Consider the following 21537-nt stretch of genomic DNA (forward strand, 5'->3'; position numbering starts at 1 on the left):
GATACGTAGGTGCGGTCAGGCAGCCGCATCGCTGTCCAGGTCGAGCGCTTTGGTTCGCCCTGGACAGCGCAGTCACGACGATGCAGCGGCGGTGTGGCTATCAGCTGTCATCATCATGCCGCTGCGGCGAACGCAGGAAGGAATCGAATTGCATGTCGATTTTTTGCAAGGCTTTTTGCGCGTTTTGCATCTGCTTGCGAAATTCCGGCCCGCGTCGTAGCGCAAGACCCACGGCGAGGATATCGATCACGACCAGATGAGCCAGACGCGCCGAAATCGGCGTGTAAGGGTCGGTATGGAAGTGAAGATCAATCGGCACCAGTACGGTCGCCAGGTCGGCCAGAGGCGTACCGCTAGGCGATAACGCAATCACGTCGGCACCCACCTTGCGTGCCAGTTGCACGCTGCGCAGCAAAGCCACGCTATTGCCGCGCTGCGAAATCGCCAGCACGACATCGCCTTTTTTCAGGAGCGATGCAGCGATGCTGTGAATATGCGGATCGGAATACGCCACCGTCGGCACGCCGGAGCGAAAGAACTTGTGCTGCGCATCGGTGGCAATGATGCCGGACGATCCCTGTCCATAGAATTCGATCTTGCGCGCCTTGGCCAGCAAATCCAGCGCCCGTTCGATGGCAGCCGGATCGAGCGTGTTACGCAAGTCGAGTAGCGCATTGATCGAGCGGCTGCAAATTTTGCCGACCAGGTCCGCCGCCAGGTCGTTGGGTGTCAGGTTTTCATTCGCGCCGGGCAGGGCGACCGCCAGTGCCTGTGCCAGTTTCAGCTTGAACGCTTGCCAGCCGTCAAAGCCGACGGCGCGACAAAACCTTACCACCGTCGGCTCCGATACCTGGGCGCTCCGTGCCAGCGCAGTGATATTGCCGGAGACCGCCAGCGTCGGATCGCGCAGCACCGCCAGGCCGACCTTGCGTTCGGATTTGGAGAGCGCGTCCAGTTGCGTGCGTACGGAATCGAGCAGCATCGTCGTCACATTTCCGGCAGCGCTTCTTCGCGCCATTGCAAGCCGTCCCGACCGATCAGCGCGCTTGCGGCAGCCGGTCCCCAGGTGCCGGCCGTGTACGGAATCGGTTCGTTTTCTTCCTGTTCCCAGTGGTTCAGGATGGGCTCGATCCACTCCCAGGCGGCTTCGAGTTCATCGCTGCGCATGAACAGGGTCAGCTGTCCGCGCAGCACATCGAGCAGCAGGCGTTCGTAGGCATCCATGCGCGGTGTCTTGAAGGTCTCGCGGAAATCCAGTTCAAGATCGACCGGCTTGAGGCGCATGTTGTCGCCCGGTGTCTTGGCCATCAGGTTCAGGTGCAAGCCTTCATCGGGTTGCAGCCGGATCACGAGACTGTTGGGCTGAAAGCTGCCACTCGATTGCGCGAAGATCGAATGCGGAATGGCCTTGAAGCGGACCACGATTTCGGCCAACTGGTCGGCCATGCGCTTGCCGGTGCGCAGGTAAAACGGTACGCCAGCCCAGCGCCAGGTATCGATTTCGGCGCGCACGGCGACAAAGGTTTCGGTCTTCGATTCCGGATCGGCACCGGGTTCCTTGCGATAGCCGGGCACCGCCACGCCATTGACGTGGCCAGCGCGGTACTGGCCGCGCACGACGTTTTGCGTCAGCGTCGTGGTGGTGAATTTTTTCAGGGCGTGCAGCACCTTGAGTTTTTCATCGCGCACCGCATCCGGCGTGATCATCGTCGGCGGCTCCATCGCGACGATGCACAGCAATTGCAGCAAATGGTTTTGCAGCATGTCGCGCAGCGCGCCGGACGTGTCGTAGTAACCGGTGCGATTGCCGACCCCGAGTTCTTCGGCGATCGTGATCTGTACATCCGAAATCCACTCGCGCCGCCACAGCGGTTCGAACAGGATATTGCCGAAGCGCAGCGCCAGCAAATTCTGCACTGCTTCCTTGCCGAGATAATGGTCGATCCGGTAAATCTGCGATTCAGTGAAGACGCTGCCGACATCGGCATTGATCTGGCGCGCGCTGGCCAGATCGCGGCCGAGCGGTTTTTCGAGCACCACGCGCGAATTCGGCGTGGCGCTGCCGCAAGCGGCCAGGTTCAGGCAGATGGTGGCAAACAGCGTCGGCGGCGTCGCAAGATAAAACACCCGCACCAGCCCCGGATCATCACGCAAGGCCGCGGCCAGCGTGCAGTAGCTGCCGGGTTTGCCGGCATCGACGGCCACGTACTGGATGCGCTGGCAAAAGCGCTGCCAGACAGCTGCATCGAGGCTGCCAGCGGTCAGGTTTGGCTTCGCGTTTGCCTCCACCGATGCGAGAAACTCCGCCGTCGTCAAGTCATGCCGGCCAACGCAAATGATGCGCGCGGTGGCGGGAAAATCCCGGGCGCGGTCGCGGGCATACATGGCCGGCAGCAGTTTGCGCATCGACAGGTCGCCGCTGCCGCCAAATAGTACGAGATCGAAATCAGTCAGAGCCATGGGTTTCATCAGGTTGTGTGCAAGTTAATCGGGTGCGATGGGATTGTGCATCAGTGCGGCTCTGGCCATCGCGATGAGCGCGTTAGTTGAGCTGTCATGCTGCGCCGGTTGCGCCGTGCCGGTCAACTCCTGCGCGATCGTTTTGGCCAGCACCTTGCCGAGTTCGACACCCCACTGGTCGAAACTGTTAATCCCCCAGATCACGCCCTGCACGAACACCTTGTGTTCGTAGAGTGCCACGAGAGCGCCTAGCGTTGCCGGTGTCAGTGCCTCCATCAACAGCATGTTGGACGGGCGGTTGCCGGAGAAGGTCTTGTGCGGCACCAGCGCTTCGGCCGTCGCCGCATCGAGTCCCTGCGCTACCAGATCGACACGGACTTCGTCGGCGGTCTTGCCGCGCATGAAGGCTTCGGCTTGCGCAAAACAATTGGCCAGCAGTGCCGCCTGATGTCCGGGCAGCGTGTGGCTGGCACCGAGCACCGCAATGAAATCAATCGGAATGAGGTCGCTGCCCTGATGCAGCAACTGGAAATACGCATGCTGGCCGTTGGTGCCGGTATCGCCCCAGATGACCGGGCCGCTGGCGGTAGTCAACAGTTCGCCGTCGGCACTGACGTGCTTGCCGTTGCTTTCCATATCGAGCTGTTGCAGGTAGCCGGCAAACAGGCTCAGGTCTTGATGGTAAGGCGCAATCGAGACCGAACTGCTGCCAAGAAAATTGCGGTACCAGACACCCAGCATCGCCAACAGGACCGGCATGTTGCGTTCCAGCGGGGCTTCCCGGAAGTGGGTATCCATTTGGTAGGCACCGTCCAGAAAAGCGCGGAACGCAGGGAAGCCTACCAGTATCACGACCGACAGCCCGATCGCCGACCAGATCGAATAGCGACCGCCGACCCAATCCCAGAACGGGAACATGTTGACCGGATCAATGCCGAAACCGGTCACACCGGACAGATTGGTCGACACCGCGACGAAGTGTTTTGCCAGGTCGCTTTCGTTACCACTCTGCAGGAACCAGCTGCGCGCTGACCGTGCATTCGTCATCGTTTCGGCGGTGGTGAAGGTTTTCGAGGCGATGATGAACAGAGTTGTGGCCGGATCGATGTGCTCCAGAATCGCCGCAAGATCATGGCCATCGACGTTCGAGACGAAGTGGCAGCGCAGGCGCGGATGGGCAAAGGTGCGTAGCGCCTGGCAGACCATCTTCGGTCCGAGGTAGGAGCCGCCGATGCCGATGTTGACGATGTCGGTGATGGCGCGTCCGTCGCGACCGGTCCAGTCACCCGAGCGCACTCGTTCGCTGAAGATCTGCATCCGTGTCAGCACTGCTTGCACATCGGCGTCGATGTCCTGGCCATCGAGCACGAACCCCTGTCCTGCCGGCGCGCGCAAAGCGGTGTGCAGCACGGCACGCTGCTCGGTCGTGTTGATTTTTTCGCCGGCGAACAGCTTGTCCCGATGGCCTTCGATATCGCGTTCGCGGGCCAGCTCGAGCAGTAAATCCAGCGTGCTGCGGTCGATCCGGTTCTTGGAATAATCCAGCGTCAGGCCGGCAGCATGCATCGAGAATTGCCGGAAGCGATCCGGCTCGCCGTCAAACCGGGTGCGCATTGTCGTGGAACAGGTTTCAGCATGGCGGGTCTGCAAGCGCCGGAAAACCGGACTGTCGTTCAGTGGTGTCGAAGCCATGTCAGGAGTCCTTTGAAGTAGGATGGTTGTGGTCAACTATACATTAAGTGAAGGTAATTTCACTACAAAAAATCAGGGCTTGTGAGGTTTCCACCGCTTTCAAGCAAGGCGATTTTTGGCTTGGATAGGGTTCTATTGCACTTTTGCAATTAGCAGAGTCAGGTAAATCGCGCTGTACCGTCAATTAAATGTTTGTAGTAAAATTACGTATTCAGTCCTCACGCAAGGAGTTTCCATGAAAATGCATTCCGTTCTGACCGCCGTCACCGACCGCATCATCGAACGTAGCCGCCCATCACGTGGCGCTTACCTGACCCGTATTGAAGCGGCCTTGCAGCAGGGCGTTCAGCGCAACGCGCTGTCCTGTACTAACCTGGCGCATGGTTTTGCCGCCTTCCCGACCAACGACAAATTGGCGTTGCGGCAAGCGCGCTTGCCGTCGGTGGCGATCATTTCTGCCTACAACGACATGCTCTCGGCGCATCAGCCGTTCGAGCGTTTTCCGCAATTGATCAAGGAAGCCGCGCGCAAGGCCGGCGGCGTGGCGCAGTTTGCCGGTGGTGTTCCGGCCATGTGCGATGGTGTCACGCAAGGCCAGCCTGGTATGGAGCTGTCGCTGTTTTCACGCGATACGATTGCGATGGGCACGGCCGTGGCGCTGTCGCACAACATGTTCGATGCCGCCGTGTACCTCGGCGTGTGCGACAAGATCGTGCCGGGCCTGCTGATCGGCGCGCTGCACTTCGGTCATTTGCCGGCGGTGTTCATTCCGGCCGGCCCGATGACCAGCGGCATGTCCAATCCCGAGAAAGCCCGCGTGCGCCAGCTTTACGCGCAAGGCAAGATCGGCCGCGCCGAATTACTCGAAGCCGAATCGCAGTCCTATCACGGTGCCGGTACCTGCACGTTCTACGGCACGGCCAACAGCAACCAGATGTTGATGGAAGTCATGGGTCTGCACTTGCCGGGTGCCGCCTTCATCACGCCGGGCACGCCGTTGCGCGATGCGCTCACCGCTGCGGCGGCCGCGCGCGCAGTCAAGATCGCCACGCACACGCCCGACTACACGCCGGTCGGCCGCCTGGTCGACGAGAAAACCATCGTCAATGCGATCATCGCTCTGCTCGCCACCGGCGGTTCGACCAACCACACGCTGCATCTGGTGGCCATCGCCAAAGCAGCGGGTATCGTCATCGACTGGAATGATTTTGCGGCGCTGTCGGCGGTGATCCCGCTGCTGACGCGGATCTATCCGAACGGCGACGCTGACGTCAATCATTTCCATGCGGCCGGCGGTACCGGTTTCGTGATCCGCGAGTTGCTTGATGCCGGCTTGCTGCATGACGATGTCCTGACCGTTCTCGGCAAGGGCTTGCGCTCGCATTGCAGCGAACCCTTCCTGCAGGATGACGTCGTGGTCTGGCGGCCGGTACCACTGGAAAGTGCCGACCGCAATGTCGTGCGCCGCGCCGCCGAACCGTTTTCGGCCGATGGTGGATTACGCCTGCTGACCGGCAACCTCGGACGCGCCGTCATCAAGGTCTCGGCTGTCAAACCCGAGTACCGCCGTGTCGAAGCACCGGCCATCGTGTTCGATTCGCAGGAAGCCTTCATGCAGGCCTACAAGGCCGACGAACTCAATCGCGATTTCATTGCAGTCGTGCGCTTCCAGGGACCGCGTGCCAATGGGATGCCGGAACTGCATGCGCTGACACCGGCACTGGCCAATCTGCAGGATGCCGGTTTCCATGTTGCGCTGGTGACTGATGGCCGCATGTCGGGTGCCTCCGGCAAGGTGCCGGCAGCCATCCATGTGTCGCCGGAAGTATTGGCTGGCGGACCGCTGGGACGACTCCGCACGGGCGACCTGTTGCTGCTCGATGCCGAAAACGGCGTGCTGCAAGCGCAGGTGCCGGCTGCGCAATGGGATGCGCGCGAGCAGGCCACGGCTGATCTGCGCAGTAATCAGGTCGGCATGGGACGCGAGCTATTCAGCATGTTCCGCGCGACCGTCAGCGCTGCCGAAGAAGGCGCGACCACCTTTGATTTGCCACCCGTGTTGCCTGTCGTCGAGAAAGTGACCGTATGAATATGACTCCCAACCTGATGCCCGACCTGCTACACATCATGCGTGTCTCGCCGGTCATTCCGGTCATCGCCATTGATGACCTCGAGCATGCGGTGCCGCTGGCACGCGCGCTGGTCGCCGGTGGCATCCGCGTGCTTGAAGTGACCTTGCGCACGGTCCACGGACTGGCCGCGATCCGTGCGATGGCCGAGCAGGTGCCTGATGCGATCCTCGGCGTCGGTACGCTGACGCTGCCCGAAGAATTCGCTGCCGCACGCGACGCCGGCGCGGTATTCGGTGTCTCGCCCGGCCTGACACCGGCACTGATCGCGGCGGCACGTGCGAGCGGCTTGCCCTTGCTGCCGGGCGTGATGACGCCCTCCGAAGTGATGGCGGCGCGCGAAGCCGGCTTTCGCCAGCTAAAACTGTTTCCGGCCGTGCCGGCAGGTGGTGTTGGCATGCTCAGTGCGATCGCCGGGCCGCTCGGTGACGTGATGTTTTGCCCGACCGGCGGGATTTCGCTGGCGACGGCACCGCAATTTTTGGCTTGCAAGAACGTCGCCTGCGTCGGCGGTTCATGGCTCACGCCAAAAGACGCGATACTCGCCGGCGACTGGGCCCGCATCACCGCGCTGGCCAGCGCAGCGAGCGCATTGCGGCCTGCCTGATCCGCGCGTAGTTACTTCCTGATGGCTACCCGGTGTGGCGTTATCGTGCCGGTTTGGTGCGCCAGCGCACGGACGGTATGGTTACTTCTGCTTAATCTCGAGACGTCTTCGGTGATGAAGAAAACCGCAGTTCAATCCGTTCAGGAGGTCGCTATGGGCACTATTTTATTGATCATCCTCATCCTCGTGCTGATAGGCGCGTTCCCATCCTGGCCGCACAGCCGCAGCTGGGGTTATGGCCCGAGCGGGTTAACCGGCCTGATCGTCGTGATTCTGATTATCATGTTGCTGACCGGGCGACTTTAACCGTCGCCTTCACCCGATTGCGTGACGCAATCGGGCAGCCACCCTGACGCAGGAATCCGATGAAGTACAAAGACTATTACGACACGCTCGGGATCGAGCGCGATGCGACCCTTGATGACATTAAAAAAGCCTACCGCAAGCTGGCGCATCAATATCATCCGGATGTCTCGAAAGATCCGAAGGGCGAAGAGAAATTTAAGGCAGTCGCTGAAGCCTATGCCACCCTGAAAAATCCCGAGAAGCGGGCCGAATACGATCAGCTCGGCAAGCGTTCGGCGGGCGACAATTTCGCCCCGCCACCGCAATGGCAGCAACGCTATGGCTCGGGTGCCGAAGCCTTTGATGATGTCGACTTGTCCGACCTGATGGGCGCATTCCGCTCCGGTGGTACGGGCCGGCGCACGCGGGCCAATCTTCCCGAAGAGGGTACCGATTATTCGGTCAACGTCGAAGTCACGCTCGAACAGATTTACAGCGGTGCAGAAACCGACGTATCGGTCGAGCTGCCCGAAATGGACACGCACGGATTACCGCACCGGGTCGCGCGCACCTTCCGCATCACGGTGCCGAAAGGGGCGACTGATGGCCAGCGCCTGCGACTGGCCGGCAAGGGCGGTGCCGGCCGGCATGGCGGTAAAACCGGCAACCTGTACGTCGTGCTGGCTATCCTGCCGCATCCGCTGTACCGCCTCACGGGACGCGACCTGGTGCTCGACCTGGCACTGGCGCCGTGGGAAGCGGTGCTGGGAACGACGGTTGAAATTCCTACGTTGGGCGGCAAGGTCGAACTCAACATCAAGCCCGGCACGTCGTCAGGGCAGCGCCTGCGTCTCGGCGGTCGCGGGCTGCCAGCTGCCACGGGTGCGGCCGGTGACCTGTTTGCCCTGGTGCGTATCGTGGCACCAAAAACTCTCAGTCCGACCGAGCGGACCTTGTATGAACAGCTGGCGACGCTCTCGGATTTCAAGCCGCGCAGCGCTGGTTACACGGAGGCATGATGAAGCTGACTATCGCAGAAAGCGTCCCGCTCGATGCCGGGCATGTCTGCACGATCGCGCACCTGGCCGAGGTATCGGGCTTGTCGCGCGAAGAGCTGGAGGAGCTGGTCGGTATCGGCCTGATCGTGCCGGCGGATGCGCAGACCGAGCCGTTGCTGTTTCAGTTGCGTACCGTTGTCACGGCCTGTACCGCACGCCGCTTGCGCGACGATTTCGAGCTTGACCACAACGGCGTAGCGCTGGCCTTGACGCTACTGCAGCGCATCGAACAGCTGCAGCAGGAATTGACTGCATTGCGTGCACGATCACGGTAAGCCTGCAGTACGCCATTCGTCACGACCACGACATCACCAGATTGCCAGAACCGGCGCGCAACAAGTCATCCTGACAGCGTAGCCACTTTTTTCGGAGGCATCATCATGAGCGACACAACTCTCGCCAATTTTCAAGAATTTGACACCCTGTTGCGGCAGCGCCGTGAGGAATTGCAAGCCAAAATCGACCCGCAGACGCACCGCTCGGCCAGTGCCGGCGAGTCGGTCGCGACGCCGCCGGAAGCCGTCGATGACGAGGCCGCCAACGCCGGCGTGCAAAACGACACTGACCTCGCCCAGCTCGAATTAGAGCTGGCCGAACTGGTCGACATCGACGCTGCCCTGGGGCGCATCAAGGCCGGTACCTACGGAATCTGCACTGCCTGCGACGAAGCGATTCCGCCGGCACGTTTGCGCGCGATGCCATCGGCGCATTTCTGTATCGGCTGCCAGTCAAAAAGCGAACAGCGCCAGGGTTTCCCGCACAACACCTCGCTGTAACCGGCCTTGCATTCAAACCGAAAGGAAACACCATGAGCTATCCCACTATCCTGGTCCATGTCGATGCGTCCGTCCGCACCGCCGAGCGCATCCGTATCAGTGCCGAACTCGCCCTGCGAACCGATGCCCATCTGACCGGCACCGCCAGCACCGGCGTGTCGGGGCTGTTCTATTTGCCGGGTGCCATCGGCGAGGGCAATCTGCAGCTCGGTGCCATGCTCGACATGCTCAAGCAGCGCGGCACCTTTGCGCTCGAAGAGTTCGAACAGATGGTTACCGGGATGGGTGTGAAGTCCTTTGAAAAACGCCTGGTCGATGAAGAAGCCGGTCCCGGCGTGAGCCTGCAGGCGCGTTACAGCGACCTGGTCATTGTCGGCCAGACCAATCCGGACGAGCCATCGCCATCGACCGCCGACGAGTTCCCCGAATACCTCGTGATGCACTCGGGACGGCCGGTGCTGATCATTCCGTACATCGGCCATTTTGAACATATCGGCCGGAAAATCCTGGTGGCCTGGGATGGCAGTATGCAGGCCACCCGTGCCGTGACCGCCGCTATTCCACTGCTGCAGCAAGCGCAACAGGTACAACTGGTGGTCTTCAATCCGGAAGCCAAGCCGGACGTACATGGCGACGAACCCGGTGCCGACATCGCGCTGTATCTCGCGCGGCATGGCATCAAGCTCGAGGTCACTATTCTGACCACCACCGAAAAAGCCTCGAAGAGCGGACGCATGGACGACCTCGACGTGGGCAATGCCTTGCTGTCGCATGCGGCGGACGTGGACGCGGACCTGATCGTCATGGGTGGCTATGCCCATTCGCGCTTTCGGCAGGTGTTGCTTGGCGGGGTGACAAACACGATCCTGACATCGATGACGGTGCCGGTGCTGATGGCACATTAATCATTCTTGCTGGATATTTTTGGTGGAATGCGTGTGGCACCGTACAGACGTATTTTTCCGTGCCGGCTAGGCTTCCGGTAGATCGACGGACGTGTCCGATACTGGCACGTCGTCGTAACGAAAGGGAGTCCAGCATGAACAAGAAAGCCATCGTCAGCGTCATCCTCGCCATGTCGCTCGGCACCAGCGGATTTACATTTGCGCAAGGCCGGTCGGACCACGACCGTGGTGACGACCGCGGCGATCGTGGCCGTCACGAACAAGCCCAGCGTGGCGGTCCGCCGGATCGCGGCGACAAGGGCCGTGGTCCCGATCGACGTGATGATGATCGTGGCCACGACAAGCGCGGCTATGACAACCGCGGCCATGACAACCGTGGTCACGACAGCCGCGACCAGGTCCGCTACCACGACGGCCGCGATGGCCGCGGTGCCGGACCGAATCATAATTACCGCAAGGGCGACCGCATGCCACGCGACTATCGCAGCCGCCAGTATGTCGTCGACGACTGGCGCGGCCATCGCCTGTCGGCGCCACCGCGGGGTTACCACTGGGTCCAGACCGGCGGCGATTATGTCCTGGTCGCGATTGCCAGCGGCATCATCCTGCAGCTGTTTCTGGGGAATTGATGGCGTCCCTCTTTGCGTGCATCCGGGATTGAATTCGGATGGTGCAATGCCCTTCGGTTAGTGCACCCTACGGTTTTTAATGCCGTTAGGTCATTGCATCGGACGGTTCTTTAATGCTGCTTGCGTAGGGTGCAATACCCGAAGGGCATTGCACCGGATGCACCGGCCACCGTCATCAATCCGGATTGGCTCGCGCCAATCCATCCGCTTCAAAACTCTTTCCAGTCAGCACCAGATTCTGATGCAGGCAACAGCTTGCGCACCACCGGTTTCTGAGTGCGCGGTGTCGCAGCCAAAGCCGGCGCGCGCGCAGGCACGCTGTGCCTGGCAGGCGTTAGTCCGGCATGTGTGCCATTGGTCTTGAACACACTCACCACTTCGACCAGGCCACCGGCCTGATCTTGCAGCGACGCCGCCGCCGCTGCCGCCTGTTCCACCAGCGCGGCATTCTGCTGTGTCACGTCATCCATCTGCATGATGGCCTGGTTGATCTGGTCGATGCCGGCGGTCTGTTCCTGGCTGGCGGCCGTGATCTCGCTGATGATGTCCGAGACCCGCTTGACGCTGGCCACCACTTCGTCCATCGTCGCGCCGGCCTGATCGACCAGCCGTGCGCCGGCATCGACTTTCTCGACCGAATCCCCGATCAGCGCCTTGATTTCCTTGGCGGCACCCGCACTGCGCTGCGCCAGATTGCGCACTTCCGATGCCACCACGGCAAAGCCGCGACCCTGCTCGCCGGCACGCGCTGCTTCGACGGCGGCATTGAGGGCAAGGATGTTGGTCTGGAAGGCAATGCCATCGATGACGCCAATGATGTCGGCGATCTTGCGGGCTGATTCATTGATCGATCCCATTGTCTCGACGACCTGCGCGACCACGGCACCGCCCTTGACGGCAATCTGCGATGCCGTCGCTGCCAGCTGGTTGGCTTGGCGCGCGTTGTCGGCGTTCTGCTTCACGGTGCCGGTCAGTTCTTCCATCGACGAGGCGGTTTCTTCAAGCGCACTGGCCTGCTGCTCGGTGCGTGACGACAGGTCAAGATTGCCACTGGCGATCTGGCCGGAGGCGGTGGCAATGGTATCGGTCGATTGCCTGATCGTGCCCACCGTTCTGGCGAGATTCTGCTGCATCTGCTGCATCGCAAACAGCAGGCTTTGCTGGTCATTGGCGCGCGTGTTCACGGCCACGGACAGGTCACCGTCGGCAATCGTGCGCACGATCTGTGCAGCATAGGCCGGTTCGCCACCCAGCTGCCGGTAGACGCTACGGATCAGGAGCACGCCGCTGAGTGCGGCAAGCAGCGCGCCAAGCACGATGGCGGTGACGACGGCGGTGCGCAGGACGCCGTAGCGTCGGGTCGAGAGATCGAATTCTTTCCTGGCTTCGTTGACTTGCAACGCGCGCAGCGCTTCGACGCCATTCGTCACCGGCACGAATAGCGCCAGGTAAGGCGCTTCAAGCTGAAGGGCCTCCCCTAACTTTCCATGGCGCAGCGCGGCAACGATGGGTTGTAAACCGCCCTTGACCATACTTTTGCGGTCGTTTAAAAATTTGTCAGCGAGAATTTTTTCTTCCGGGGTCAGGTAGGTCGACGTGTAGTCGGCCCATAGCTTGTTGATACGGTCAATATTGCTGTTGATTAGATCGATCCGTTGACTGATGCCGGCACCCTTGGTATCGCGCAGCGCTTCAGCGACGGCCAGCCGGTTTTGCAGCAGCATCCGGTCGATGCTGGCGATCTGTTCCAACGCCACGGTGCGGTCTTCATAGACCGTACGCAATCCTTCATTGGCTTGGCCCATGCCGAATACGCCAGCCAGCCCGACGCCAATCGTCAGCAGGATCAGAAAACCGATGACGGCGCCTAAACGTGTCTTCAAAGTCATGTTCATTGTTTTTTCCTGGTAGCGGAGTCGCGATCTGGAGTAGAAGTGCTTGACCTTCGTTAAGGCTCGGCATTAGTTCCGTGAATAAACATACCAATTGTAACAATGTATTGCAACAAAATTTGCCATGTGGAAATATTGCTGCAGCTCACTACGTGCCAGCAGCCCCGTTTGTACCCTGTCAAATTCATCGACGCCCTCACGTTTGCGTCTACACTACCGGCTCGTCCACTTTCCACCCCTCCATGCAAGACTTCATGCTGATTTTCCTGGCGCTGTTTCTGGTTGCCCTCAATGGTTTTTTTGTTTGTGCCGAATTCGGCATGGTCAAACTGCGCGAGACCCGCATCCGCGAGATCGCCAAGACGCAGGGCCTGCGCGGACGCATCCTGGCTACCGTCCATCGCGAGCTCGATTCCTATTTGTCAGCCTGCCAGCTCGGCATCACGCTGGCCTCGCTGGGCCTCGGCTGGGTTGGCGAACCGGCTTTTGCCAGCCTGTTGCATCCGGTCTTCATCGCCATCGGCGTGACCTCGGAAAGCTTTATCCAACTGGTGTCATTCGGTTTTGCCTTCCTGGTCATTTCGTTCCTGCACATCGTGGTCGGCGAGCTGGCCCCGAAGTCGATGGCGATCCGCAATCCCGAGGCCGTCGGCTTGTGGTGCTCGGTGCCCTTGTACGGTTTTTACTGGAGCATGTATCCGGTCATCTGGGTACTCAACAAGAGCGCCAATGGCGTCTTGCGACTGGCCGGATTGGGCAGTTCGAGTGGCCATGACACCGCGTATTCTTCCGATGAACTCAAGATCATTTTGCGCAGCAGCCATTCCGGCGATAAATTCAGTTCGGACGAATGGAAGGTGCTGGCGCAGACGCTCGATTTCAGCGAACTCGATGTCGGTGATTTGATGCGTCCGGCGCATGAAATGGCCGCCTTGCATGCCGGTCAGTCGCTGGCGGAGAACCTGCAGGTGGTGTATCGCAGCCGCTTCAGCCGCTATCCGTATTTTGATGCCGAGCAACGCGAAGTGCTGGGCGTGATCCATCTGAAAGACCTTTTTCTGGGCCAGGAACAAGGCAAGGCGATCGAGAGCCTGGAGCCGTTTTTCCGGCCGGTGCAATATGTCTCGCCGCGCATGCCGGCACCGGAATTGTTCCGCCTGTTCCGCCAGGGTGCACCGCATTTTGCGGTGGTCGGCCAGCCCGGCCGGAAGCCGGTCGGCTTCCTGACACTGGACAATTTGCTCGGTGCGCTGGTCGGTGAAATCCGCGATGAATTCCGCCAGAACGATCAGGACTGGAGTCGTCTGGATGACGGCACGCTGGTCGGCAAGGGCAGCCTGCCGATTTACACGCTCGAACGCATCCTTGCCATCGACATCGAAAACGAAGCGCTCGACCTCGACGATATCGATTCGGTCGGCGGCCTCGTGATGGCCAAGCTGGGCGACATACCGACCGAAGGCCAGCGTATCGCATTCGACCAGTTCGACGTGATGGTCAAAAAAATGACTGGCCCGCGCATCGTGCTGGTCTATGTTTTCCCGAAGCAGGTCGATGTCGATGAATTCGGCCTGTCGGGCTGATCACTCTCTTTTTATTTTTTTACGATAACGACCATGACCCAAGACGAACTCAAACAAGCGGTCGCCCGCGCCGCCCTCGACTATGTGGTTGACGGTGACATCATCGGTGTCGGCACCGGCTCCACCGCGAATTTTTTCATTGATGCGCTGGCCGGTATCAAGCACCGCATCAAGGGTGCCGTCGCGTCTTCCGAAGGTACTGCCGAACGGCTGATGGCGCATGGCATCACCGTGGTCGACCTCAATGATGTCACGTCGATGTCGGTCTATATCGACGGGGCGGATGAGATCACCAGCGCCGGCGCGATGATCAAGGGCGGCGGCGCGGCACTGACGCGCGAAAAAATCGTCGCCTCGGTCGCGACAAAATTCATCTGCATCGCTGATGGCTCCAAGCTGGTCGATGTGCTGGGCGCGTTCCCGTTGCCGGTCGAAGTCATCCCGATGGCGCAGGCCGTGGTTATGCGCAAGCTGGCCGCACTGGGCGGCACGCCCCGTTTGCGCGTCAAGGATGGCCAGACGGTGCTGACCGATAACGGCAATATCATCATCGATGTGCTTGGCCTGCAGATCACCGATCCGGTCGCGATGGAGCTGGCAATCAATGCGATTGTCGGTGTCGTGACGGTGGGATTGTTTGCGGCGCGGGGTGCGGATGTGGCGTTGCTGGGGACGGCGGATGGGGTGCGGACGCTGGTGTTTTAAGGGCCGTTTTCAGGGCGCTTGGTGCAATGCCCTTCGGTTATTGCACTCTACGTTAGTCCCGTAGGGTGCAATAACCGAAGGGCATTGCACCGTGTCAATCAATCCGCTGGCGGTACATAGCCTACGGCCGCATCGGCACCATCACCAAAGAAATGCTTTTCCATTTGCGTCGCCAGATATTTGCGGGCGCGCAGGTCGGCCAGGTTCAGGCGGTTTTCATTGACCAGCATGGTCTGATGCTTGAGCCAGGCGGCCCAGGCTTCTTTCGAGACGGTCTCCCAGAGTCGCTTGCCGAGTTCGCCCGGGTACGGTGGAAAATCCAGGCCTTCGGCTTCCTTGTCGAGTTTGATGCAGTGAATCATGCGTGCCATGTGTGTTTCCTTGTGCGATTGAATGAGGGGGAGGGCTGGTTCAGAGTGTCTTGACCAGCACCAGTGATTTGCGCTGCCAGTTATACATGTGCTGGCGATCTTTGGGTAAGGCGTCGACCGAGGCCGCCACGAAGCCGCGCTTGAGAAACCAGTGCGCGGTACGGGTCGTCAGCACGAACAGTTTCTTGAAGCCCTGTGCGCGCGCGCGGTTTTCCATGTGCTTGAGGATGCGTTCGCCGTCGCCTTGCGCCTGCACTTCCGGGTTCACCGTCAGGCAGGCCATCTCGGCCATTTTTTCGGCCGGGAACGGGTACAGCGCAGCGCAGCCGAAGATCACGCCATCGTGTTCGATCACTGAAAAATTCTCGACTTCGCGCTCGATGAGTTCACGACCGCGCTTGACCAGCGTGCCATCGTTTTCGAGCGGTTCGATCAGCTTGAGGATGCCACCGACGTCTTCGATGGTCGCTTCGCGCAGGGTTTCGAGGTTTTGGTACGAGATCATCGTGCCGACGCCATCATGCGTGAACAATTCCAGCAAGGCCGAGCCGTCGAGTGCAAACGGCACGATGTGCGCGCGGGCGACGCCACCGTTGCAGGCCTTGATCGCATGCTGCAAATAGAACGAGGCATCGCTCGGCAGAAAGCCGGCCCCGAGCACGGCTTCGGCCTGGTGCGATGACAGCTCGCGGATATCTTCGCCTGCGGCATCGATCATCATCGGGATTTCGCTGATGAAGATCAGCTTGTCGGCGCGTAGCGCGATGGCCGCAGCGACGGCGACGTCTTCCATGGTCAGGTTGAAGATCTCGCCGGTCGGCGAAAAACCCAGCGGCGACAACAACACCAGGCCGCCGGCATCAAGGATCGGATGGATGGTTTCGTACGCGACCTTGCGCGCCACGCCGGTCAGTTCGAGGTCGACGCCATCGATCACGCCTAGCGGTTTGGCGGTGACGAAATTACCGGAGATGATGCGGATCGCCGCGTGTGCCATCGGCGTGTTCGGCAAGCCCTGGCTGAACGCGGCTTCGATATCAAGGCGCAATTCGCCGGCGGCTTCTTTGGCGCATTCGAGGGCGGCACTGTCGGTGATGCGCAAGCCGTTATGAAAACGCTCCTTGGCATTGCGCAGCGCAAGCTGTTCGGCCACTTGCGGGCGCGAGCCATGGACGATGACGACCTTGATGCCGAGCGCGTGTAGCAGTGATAGATCCTGGGCCAGTACGGGCAATGCACCGGCAAGCACCAGTTCTCCGGGGAACGCCACCACGAAGGTCTTGTTGCGGAAGGCATGGATGTAGGGTGCGACTGAGCGCAACCACTGGACGAACTCAATGGGGGTTTGCATGTTGCGCATTATAATTCGCTCCGCCATGACATCCCCCCAACCGATACAAAAAAGTCCGCCCGGCGATCGCGCCCGCCGACCTTCCCGCCCGCCTGCCGGTTCCGTCCGCCCTGCGCCCGTGCGCAATCGGCTGCCGCCGATTACCTATCCCGAAGAATTGCCGGTCTCGGGCCGGCGCGAAGATATCGCTGCCGCGCTGCGCCAGCATCAGGTCATCATCGTCTGCGGTGAAACCGGTTCCGGCAAAACCACCCAGCTGCCGAAGATCTGCCTCGAACTCGGACGCGGCCTGACCGGCATGATCGGCCACACGCAACCGCGCCGGATTGCCGCCTCGGCGACAGCCAAGCGGATTGCGCAGGAACTCAATTCGCCGCTGGGCGAGCTGGTCGGTTTCAAGGTGCGCTTCACCGACACGCTGTCGGCCGGCGCGTGGATCAAGCTGATGACCGACGGCATCCTGCTGGCAGAAACCCAGACCGATCCGCTGCTGCGCCAGTACGACACCATCATCATCGACGAGGCCCACGAGCGCAGCCTGAACATTGATTTCCTGCTCGGCTACCTCAAGCAATTGCTGCCGAAGCGGCCTGACCTGAAGATCATCATCACCTCGGCCACGATCGATGCCGACCGCTTCGCGCGCCACTTCGGCAGCGACGACAAACCGGCACCGGTGATCGAAGTCTCGGGGCGTTTGTATCCGGTTGAAATCCGCTACCGTCCGGTCGATTCGACCGACCGCAGCGAGGTCAAACCCGGCGGCGTCCAGAGCAATGCGCAAAAGGAACGCGGCCAGCGCGACCTGATGGAAGCGCTGACCGAAGCCGTCGATGAACTGTGCCGGATCGGCTCCGGCGACGTGCTGGTGTTCCTGCCCGGCGAGCGCGAAATCCGTGACGCCGCCGAAGCCTTGCGCAAGCACCATCCGCCGCATGTCGAGATCCTGCCGCTGTTTGCGCGACTGTCCGCGCAAGAGCAGGAGCGGGTTTTTAAACCGTCCGGCGCGCGTCGCATTGTGCTGGCGACTAACGTCGCCGAGACTTCGCTGACGGTGCCGGGTATTCGTTACGTGGTCGATGCCGGTCTGGCGCGCGTGAAACGGTACAGCTACAGGAATAAGGTCGAACAACTGCAGATCGAAGCGGTTGCGCAGTCTGCCGCCAACCAGCGCGCCGGTCGTTGCGGCCGCGTCGCCGCCGGCGTCTGCATCCGCCTGTACGAAGAAAAAGATTATCTGGCGCGCCCCGCCTTCACCGAGCCGGAGATCCTGCGCTCGTCGCTGGCCTCGGTCATCTTGCGCATGAAGTCGCTGCACCTGACCGATGTCGAGACCTTCCCGTTCATCGAACCGCCACCGGGGCGGGCGATCGCCGATGGCTACCAGTTGCTGCAGGAGTTGGGCGCGGTCGATGACAATAATGACTTGACGCCAACCGGTCGCCAGCTCGGCAAATTGCCGCTGGACCCGCGCGTCGGCCGCATGATCCTGGCCGCGCTCGATAACGTCTGTTTGCGCGAAGTGCTGATCATTGCGTCGGCGCTGTCGGTGCAAGACCCGCGCGACCGGCCACTGGAAGTGCAGGCCGCCGCCGACCTCGCGCACAAGAAATTCGCTGATGAGAAATCCGAATTTTCGAGCTACCTGAAAATCTGGAGCTGGTTCGAAGAGGCCATCGAGCACAAGAAAACCAATCGCCAGTTGCAGGACAGTTGCCGCGCCAATTTCCTGTCGCAGATGCGTTTGCGCGAATGGCGCGACGTGCATTCGCAATTGCTGACCATCGTCAAGGAGCAGGGCTGGCGCCTAAACGAGACACTGACCACCTACGAGAACCTGCACTCGGCGCTGCTGACCGGCTTGCTCGGCAATGTCGGTTTCAAGTCCGACGAAGACACGCATTACCTCGGCGCACGTGCGATCAAGTTCCATATCTGGCCCGGTTCCAGCCTGCTCAAAAAAGCCGGCAAGTGGATTATGGCTGCCGAGCTGGTCGATACCACGCGCTTGTATGCGCGCTGCGTCGCGCAGATCCAGCCGGAATGGCTGGAGCGCGTTGGCGCGCATCTGCTGAAAAAATCGTATGGCGAACCGCACTGGGAAAAGCGCACCGCGCAGGTCACCGCGTCCGAGCGCGCGACGCTGTACGGACTGGTGGTGTACAGCCAGCGCCGCATCAATTTCGGCCTGATCAATCCGGTCGAGGCGCGCGAGATTTTTATCCGCGATGCGCTGGTCGGCGGCGAGTTCGATACCCGCGCCCCGTTCTTCGCCTTCAACAACAACCTGATCCGCGAGATCGAAAACCTCGAACACAAATCGCGCCGGCTCGATGTGCTGGTCGACGATGAATTGATCGCGGCGTTCTACGACAAGATGCTGCCGGCCGACATCTGCAATGGCATCAGCTTCGAGAAGTGGCACAAGGACGCGACCCGCGCCGAACCGAAACTGCTGTACCTGAACCGCGATGACCTGATGCGGCACGAAGCGGCCGGCATCACCACCGACCTGTTTCCGAAACTGCTGCCGGGCATCGGCATCGAGATGCCGCTGGCGTATCACTTCGAACCCGGCACGCCGCGCGATGGCGTCACGCTGACGGTGCCGCTGTTCGCGCTGAACCAGCTGTCGGCAGCGCGCTGCGACTGGCTGGTGCCGGGCATGCTAAAAGAAAAAGTCCATCTGCTGCTGAAGTCGATGCCGCAAAAACTGCGCCGCAATTGCGTGCCGCTGCCGCATTACGCCGCGGCTTTTCTGGACCGGGTCAGCGAGCAAAAAACCTTTGGTCGCGGCAGCCTGATTGAAGCGATTATTGCCGACGTGCGCGTGCATGCGCACATCACGCCGCTGCTCAGCGACTTCAAGGCCGAGACCTTGCCGGCGCATCACTTCATGAATTTCAAGGTGGTCGACGAGCATGGCCGGCAGCTTGAAATGGGCCGCAACCTGAGTGCGCTGCAAGCCGAATTCGGTGGCCAGGCGCGCGAGAGTTTCCAGAAAATCGCCGAGTCGACCGCGATCACGAACGTACCGGTGGCGCAGGCCAAAGTGCTTGGAAAATCGATGCAGCCAGCCGTGTCAGTCGTTGCCTCGACAGCCGCGCCAACCCAGCACCAGAAGCTGACCGCGTGGACCTTCGGTGAATTGCCCGAGCTACTTGAAATCCAGCAGGGCAAGCTGACGCTGATCGGCTTTCCGGCTTTGGTCGACAAGGGCGCGCATTGCGACCTCGAAGTTTTCGATGATCCGACCGAAGCCGCGCGCATCCATCGTGGCGGCTTGCGGCGTTTGCTGGCGCTGCAGTTGCGCGAGCAGCTCAAGTACCTCGAAAAGAATATCCCCGGCCTGCAGCAGATGGGCATGCAATTTATGGCGCTCGGCTCGCAGGAAGAACTGCGCGACCAGATCATCGAGGCCGGCCTGGAGCGGGCCTGCCTGCAGGAGCCGTTGCCGCGCACGGCCATCGAATTCGATGCCCGCAAGGAAGCCGGCAAGTCGCGTCTCGGTTTACTGGTCAATGAAATCGCGCGGCTGGTCGGGTTGATCCTGACCGAGTACCACGCGCTGCCGAAGAAGCTGCAAGGCGCCAAGGGACACGCTGCCACTGTGGCTGATATCCAGGCGCAATTGCAGGGACTGGTCGGCAAGCGCTTCGTGACCGAGACCAGCTACACCAGCCTGACCCAGTTCCCGCGTTACCTGAAAGCGGTCAATGTCCGGCTGGAAAAGTTGCGCATCGATCCGTCGCGTGATGTCCGCTGGATGACCGAGTGGCAGCAGGCCGCCTTGCTGTGGCAGCGCGGCCTGAAAGAAAAACAGACCGGCCGCACGGCGGACCCGAAGATGGCGGAATTCCGCTGGTTGCTGGAAGAGTTGCGCGTATCGCTGTTTGCGCAGGAATTGAAAACGCCGATGCCGGTGTCGGCCAAGCGGCTGCAGAAGGTGTGGGAGTCGATGCAGCGGTAGATCTACCTTGTTTTGAAGTACGCGGTAACGCTGACGCGGTCGGGTTAGCTTTGCAGCAGTGCACTGACTTGCTGTTGCAGGCGTGTGGTCGCGGGTGCTTGCTGATCTGCCGGCAACTTACGGATTTTGCCTGCCAGCCCGCACAATGCATTGCGCTGATGATGCGCCGGCAGTGTCTGTACCTGGCGCGCAATCGCATCGAAGGCGGCGGTGCGCCGGCCTTCGGGCAAGACACCAAGATGCCGGATCAGGCCAGGCAGCGTGCGTCCTTGCGCGTCGGTATCCAGCGTCAGCGTCCTGGCGTGTACGGCATGAAACTGACCGGCATCCTTGCCACTGGCGGGAAGCGCACGGGTCAGCGCCGGCAAGGCGATGGTCCGGCCCGCTTGCGGCAACCGGTCAATACTGGTGGCGAGAGCGGCGAAACCGCTGCGGCGTGCGCTGGTGGGTAAGGTGCGCAGGCGCGCTGCCAGTGCGGTTAGTACGCGGGCTTGCTGGTCGACGGGCAGCCGTTTTGTCATGGCCAGCATCAGACGGAAGGCGTCGGCCTGGCGCGTCTGACTGAGTTGTGGAAGCTGGCGCGCCTGCGCTTGCAGTTCACGCGCCTGGCTATCCGGGGACAGCGTATCGGTGCGGACAATATCAAGAAAAAACCGCGCGGCGCGCGCCACAGCCATCGGATTATCCGGCGTGCGGTGTGCTGTATGACGGTGTAGTTCGGCTTGGCGAGGCGAGGCAGGCAGCGGCTTAGTGAGGGTGTTTTTTGCGCGTAGCGTCGCGTCGAGTGCCGTTCTGAGTTGCCTGCTGCGCAGCTGTCCGGCGCGTTGCGGCAAGCGATTATCGGGATTTTTTTGTGATGCTTGATCAAGAGGGGGCGGGTTCGCCATCCCGGCCGGGAGAGCGCGGGCGGTCCGAACGGAGGGCAATGCAGGGTGCAGTGAGTGTGTTCGCATGATCGGATCCCATCGCTTATCAAAGTGGCTCACCGTCAGTGGCATCGGCGCGATCTAGGTTCCAACTCTTTTAGGTCGATAACGGGTGCCGATGTGGCGGGGTTCAAACAACTTTTCTGTGAGCGACTACACTGCCCCCCTGTCGCGGAGCGGTGAACCTGGCGCTCCCGG

18 protein-coding genes are annotated in these 21537 nt (G+C 60.9%); 11 read left to right on the forward strand and 7 right to left on the reverse strand.

Translation table 11 applies throughout. The annotated features are described in order from the left end of the window. Positions 1-100: 100 nt before the first annotated feature. From RHM62_RS07105 to pgi, 3 genes are read right to left on the reverse strand one after another with little or no spacing between them, the layout of a single operon-like run. Positions 101-982: an SIS domain-containing protein gene (locus RHM62_RS07105; protein WP_322124827.1), complete on the reverse strand. Its 882-nt coding sequence runs from the start codon at positions 980-982 to the stop codon at positions 101-103. 5 nt (positions 983-987) lie between these two features. Beyond that, positions 988-2460, reverse strand: a complete 1473-nt coding sequence (gene zwf, locus RHM62_RS07110; RefSeq protein WP_322124828.1) for a glucose-6-phosphate dehydrogenase — start codon at positions 2458-2460, stop codon at positions 988-990. Between the two features lie 24 nt (positions 2461-2484). Next, on the reverse strand, positions 2485-4152 hold the full coding sequence (pgi, locus tag RHM62_RS07115; RefSeq protein ID WP_322124829.1) for a glucose-6-phosphate isomerase: 1668 nt from the start codon (positions 4150-4152) through the stop codon (positions 2485-2487). A gap of 235 nt (positions 4153-4387) precedes the next feature. On the opposite strand from pgi, the gene edd reads away from it, so the two are divergent. The 8 genes from edd to RHM62_RS07155 all read left to right on the forward strand — a co-directional run bounded on the left by edd (position 4388) and on the right by RHM62_RS07155 (position 10541). Continuing rightward, positions 4388-6241 (forward strand): phosphogluconate dehydratase, encoded by a 1854-nt coding sequence (gene edd / locus RHM62_RS07120; RefSeq protein WP_322124830.1) that lies wholly within the window; start codon positions 4388-4390, stop codon positions 6239-6241. A gap of 17 nt (positions 6242-6258) precedes the next feature. Beyond that, positions 6259-6888, forward strand: coding sequence for a bifunctional 4-hydroxy-2-oxoglutarate aldolase/2-dehydro-3-deoxy-phosphogluconate aldolase (gene eda / locus RHM62_RS07125; protein ID WP_416172318.1), 630 nt, complete (start codon positions 6259-6261; stop codon positions 6886-6888). A 153-nt stretch (positions 6889-7041) separates the two neighbouring features. Next, on the forward strand, positions 7042-7194 hold the full coding sequence (locus RHM62_RS07130) for a DUF3309 domain-containing protein (protein ID WP_322124832.1): 153 nt from the start codon (positions 7042-7044) through the stop codon (positions 7192-7194). A 59-nt stretch (positions 7195-7253) separates the two neighbouring features. Further along, complete coding sequence (locus RHM62_RS07135; protein WP_322124833.1) at positions 7254-8192, forward strand: DnaJ C-terminal domain-containing protein; 939 nt, start codon at positions 7254-7256, stop codon at positions 8190-8192. Further along, a complete protein-coding gene (locus tag RHM62_RS07140; protein ID WP_322124834.1) occupies positions 8189-8506 on the forward strand; it encodes a chaperone modulator CbpM in 318 nt (105 codons plus the stop codon). The genes RHM62_RS07135 and RHM62_RS07140 overlap by 4 nt, the downstream gene beginning before the upstream one ends. Positions 8507-8611: 105 nt before the next feature. Beyond that, a complete protein-coding gene (locus tag RHM62_RS07145) occupies positions 8612-9007 on the forward strand; it encodes a TraR/DksA family transcriptional regulator (RefSeq protein WP_322124835.1) in 396 nt (131 codons plus the stop codon). Between the two features lie 32 nt (positions 9008-9039). Then, positions 9040-9912: a universal stress protein gene (locus tag RHM62_RS07150; protein WP_322124836.1), complete on the forward strand. Its 873-nt coding sequence runs from the start codon at positions 9040-9042 to the stop codon at positions 9910-9912. Positions 9913-10046: 134 nt separating this feature from the next. Continuing rightward, entirely contained in the window at positions 10047-10541 is a 495-nt protein-coding gene (locus RHM62_RS07155; protein ID WP_322124837.1) for an RcnB family protein, read from the forward strand. A 209-nt stretch (positions 10542-10750) separates the two neighbouring features. Here RHM62_RS07155 and RHM62_RS07160 read toward each other — a convergent pair whose 3' ends face one another. Then, positions 10751-12436, reverse strand: a complete 1686-nt coding sequence (locus RHM62_RS07160) for a methyl-accepting chemotaxis protein (protein ID WP_322124838.1) — start codon at positions 12434-12436, stop codon at positions 10751-10753. A gap of 239 nt (positions 12437-12675) precedes the next feature. On the opposite strand from RHM62_RS07160, the gene RHM62_RS07165 reads away from it, so the two are divergent. Continuing rightward, complete coding sequence (locus RHM62_RS07165; protein ID WP_322124839.1) at positions 12676-14016, forward strand: hemolysin family protein; 1341 nt, start codon at positions 12676-12678, stop codon at positions 14014-14016. Between the two features lie 33 nt (positions 14017-14049). Further along, a complete protein-coding gene (gene rpiA / locus RHM62_RS07170) occupies positions 14050-14721 on the forward strand; it encodes a ribose-5-phosphate isomerase RpiA (protein WP_322124840.1) in 672 nt (223 codons plus the stop codon). A gap of 98 nt (positions 14722-14819) precedes the next feature. On the opposite strand, the gene RHM62_RS07175 is transcribed toward rpiA, so the two are convergent. Next, positions 14820-15092 (reverse strand): oxidative damage protection protein, encoded by a 273-nt coding sequence (locus RHM62_RS07175; protein WP_009667266.1) that lies wholly within the window; start codon positions 15090-15092, stop codon positions 14820-14822. A gap of 40 nt (positions 15093-15132) precedes the next feature. Further along, positions 15133-16443 (reverse strand): amino-acid N-acetyltransferase, encoded by a 1311-nt coding sequence (gene argA / locus RHM62_RS07180; protein WP_322124841.1) that lies wholly within the window; start codon positions 16441-16443, stop codon positions 15133-15135. 25 nt (positions 16444-16468) lie between these two features. On the opposite strand from argA, the gene hrpA reads away from it, so the two are divergent. Beyond that, positions 16469-20413, forward strand: coding sequence for an ATP-dependent RNA helicase HrpA (gene hrpA / locus RHM62_RS07185; RefSeq protein ID WP_322124842.1), 3945 nt, complete (start codon positions 16469-16471; stop codon positions 20411-20413). Between the two features lie 44 nt (positions 20414-20457). Here the strand turns inward: hrpA and RHM62_RS07190 are convergent, their stop codons facing one another. After that, positions 20458-21366, reverse strand: coding sequence for a hypothetical protein (locus tag RHM62_RS07190; RefSeq protein ID WP_322124843.1), 909 nt, complete (start codon positions 21364-21366; stop codon positions 20458-20460). Positions 21367-21537: the final 171 nt, after the last annotated feature.

Source organism: Actimicrobium sp. CCC2.4 (assembly GCF_034347385.1).
Classification (GTDB): domain Bacteria; phylum Pseudomonadota; class Gammaproteobacteria; order Burkholderiales; family Burkholderiaceae_D; genus Actimicrobium.

Coding starts and splice junctions, on each gene's coding strand:
- argA (WP_322124841.1), bottom strand. CDS start 16,443: ATGCAAACCCCCATTGAGTTCGTCCAGTGGTTGCGCTCAGTCGCACCC.
- zwf (WP_322124828.1), bottom strand. CDS start 2,460: ATGGCTCTGACTGATTTCGATCTCGTACTATTTGGCGGCAGCGGCGAC.
- RHM62_RS07150 (WP_322124836.1), top strand. CDS start 9,040: ATGAGCTATCCCACTATCCTGGTCCATGTCGATGCGTCCGTCCGCACC.
- rpiA (WP_322124840.1), top strand. CDS start 14,050: ATGACCCAAGACGAACTCAAACAAGCGGTCGCCCGCGCCGCCCTCGAC.
- edd (WP_322124830.1), top strand. CDS start 4,388: ATGAAAATGCATTCCGTTCTGACCGCCGTCACCGACCGCATCATCGAA.
- RHM62_RS07165 (WP_322124839.1), top strand. CDS start 12,676: ATGCAAGACTTCATGCTGATTTTCCTGGCGCTGTTTCTGGTTGCCCTC.
- RHM62_RS07135 (WP_322124833.1), top strand. CDS start 7,254: ATGAAGTACAAAGACTATTACGACACGCTCGGGATCGAGCGCGATGCG.
- RHM62_RS07175 (WP_009667266.1), bottom strand. CDS start 15,092: ATGGCACGCATGATTCACTGCATCAAACTCGACAAGGAAGCCGAAGGC.
- RHM62_RS07140 (WP_322124834.1), top strand. CDS start 8,189: ATGATGAAGCTGACTATCGCAGAAAGCGTCCCGCTCGATGCCGGGCAT.
- RHM62_RS07190 (WP_322124843.1), bottom strand. CDS start 21,366: ATGCGAACACACTCACTGCACCCTGCATTGCCCTCCGTTCGGACCGCC.
- eda (WP_416172318.1), top strand. CDS start 6,259: ATGCCCGACCTGCTACACATCATGCGTGTCTCGCCGGTCATTCCGGTC.
- RHM62_RS07130 (WP_322124832.1), top strand. CDS start 7,042: ATGGGCACTATTTTATTGATCATCCTCATCCTCGTGCTGATAGGCGCG.
- RHM62_RS07160 (WP_322124838.1), bottom strand. CDS start 12,436: ATGAACATGACTTTGAAGACACGTTTAGGCGCCGTCATCGGTTTTCTG.
- RHM62_RS07155 (WP_322124837.1), top strand. CDS start 10,047: ATGAACAAGAAAGCCATCGTCAGCGTCATCCTCGCCATGTCGCTCGGC.
- RHM62_RS07105 (WP_322124827.1), bottom strand. CDS start 982: ATGCTGCTCGATTCCGTACGCACGCAACTGGACGCGCTCTCCAAATCC.
- pgi (WP_322124829.1), bottom strand. CDS start 4,152: ATGGCTTCGACACCACTGAACGACAGTCCGGTTTTCCGGCGCTTGCAG.
- hrpA (WP_322124842.1), top strand. CDS start 16,469: ATGACATCCCCCCAACCGATACAAAAAAGTCCGCCCGGCGATCGCGCC.
- RHM62_RS07145 (WP_322124835.1), top strand. CDS start 8,612: ATGAGCGACACAACTCTCGCCAATTTTCAAGAATTTGACACCCTGTTG.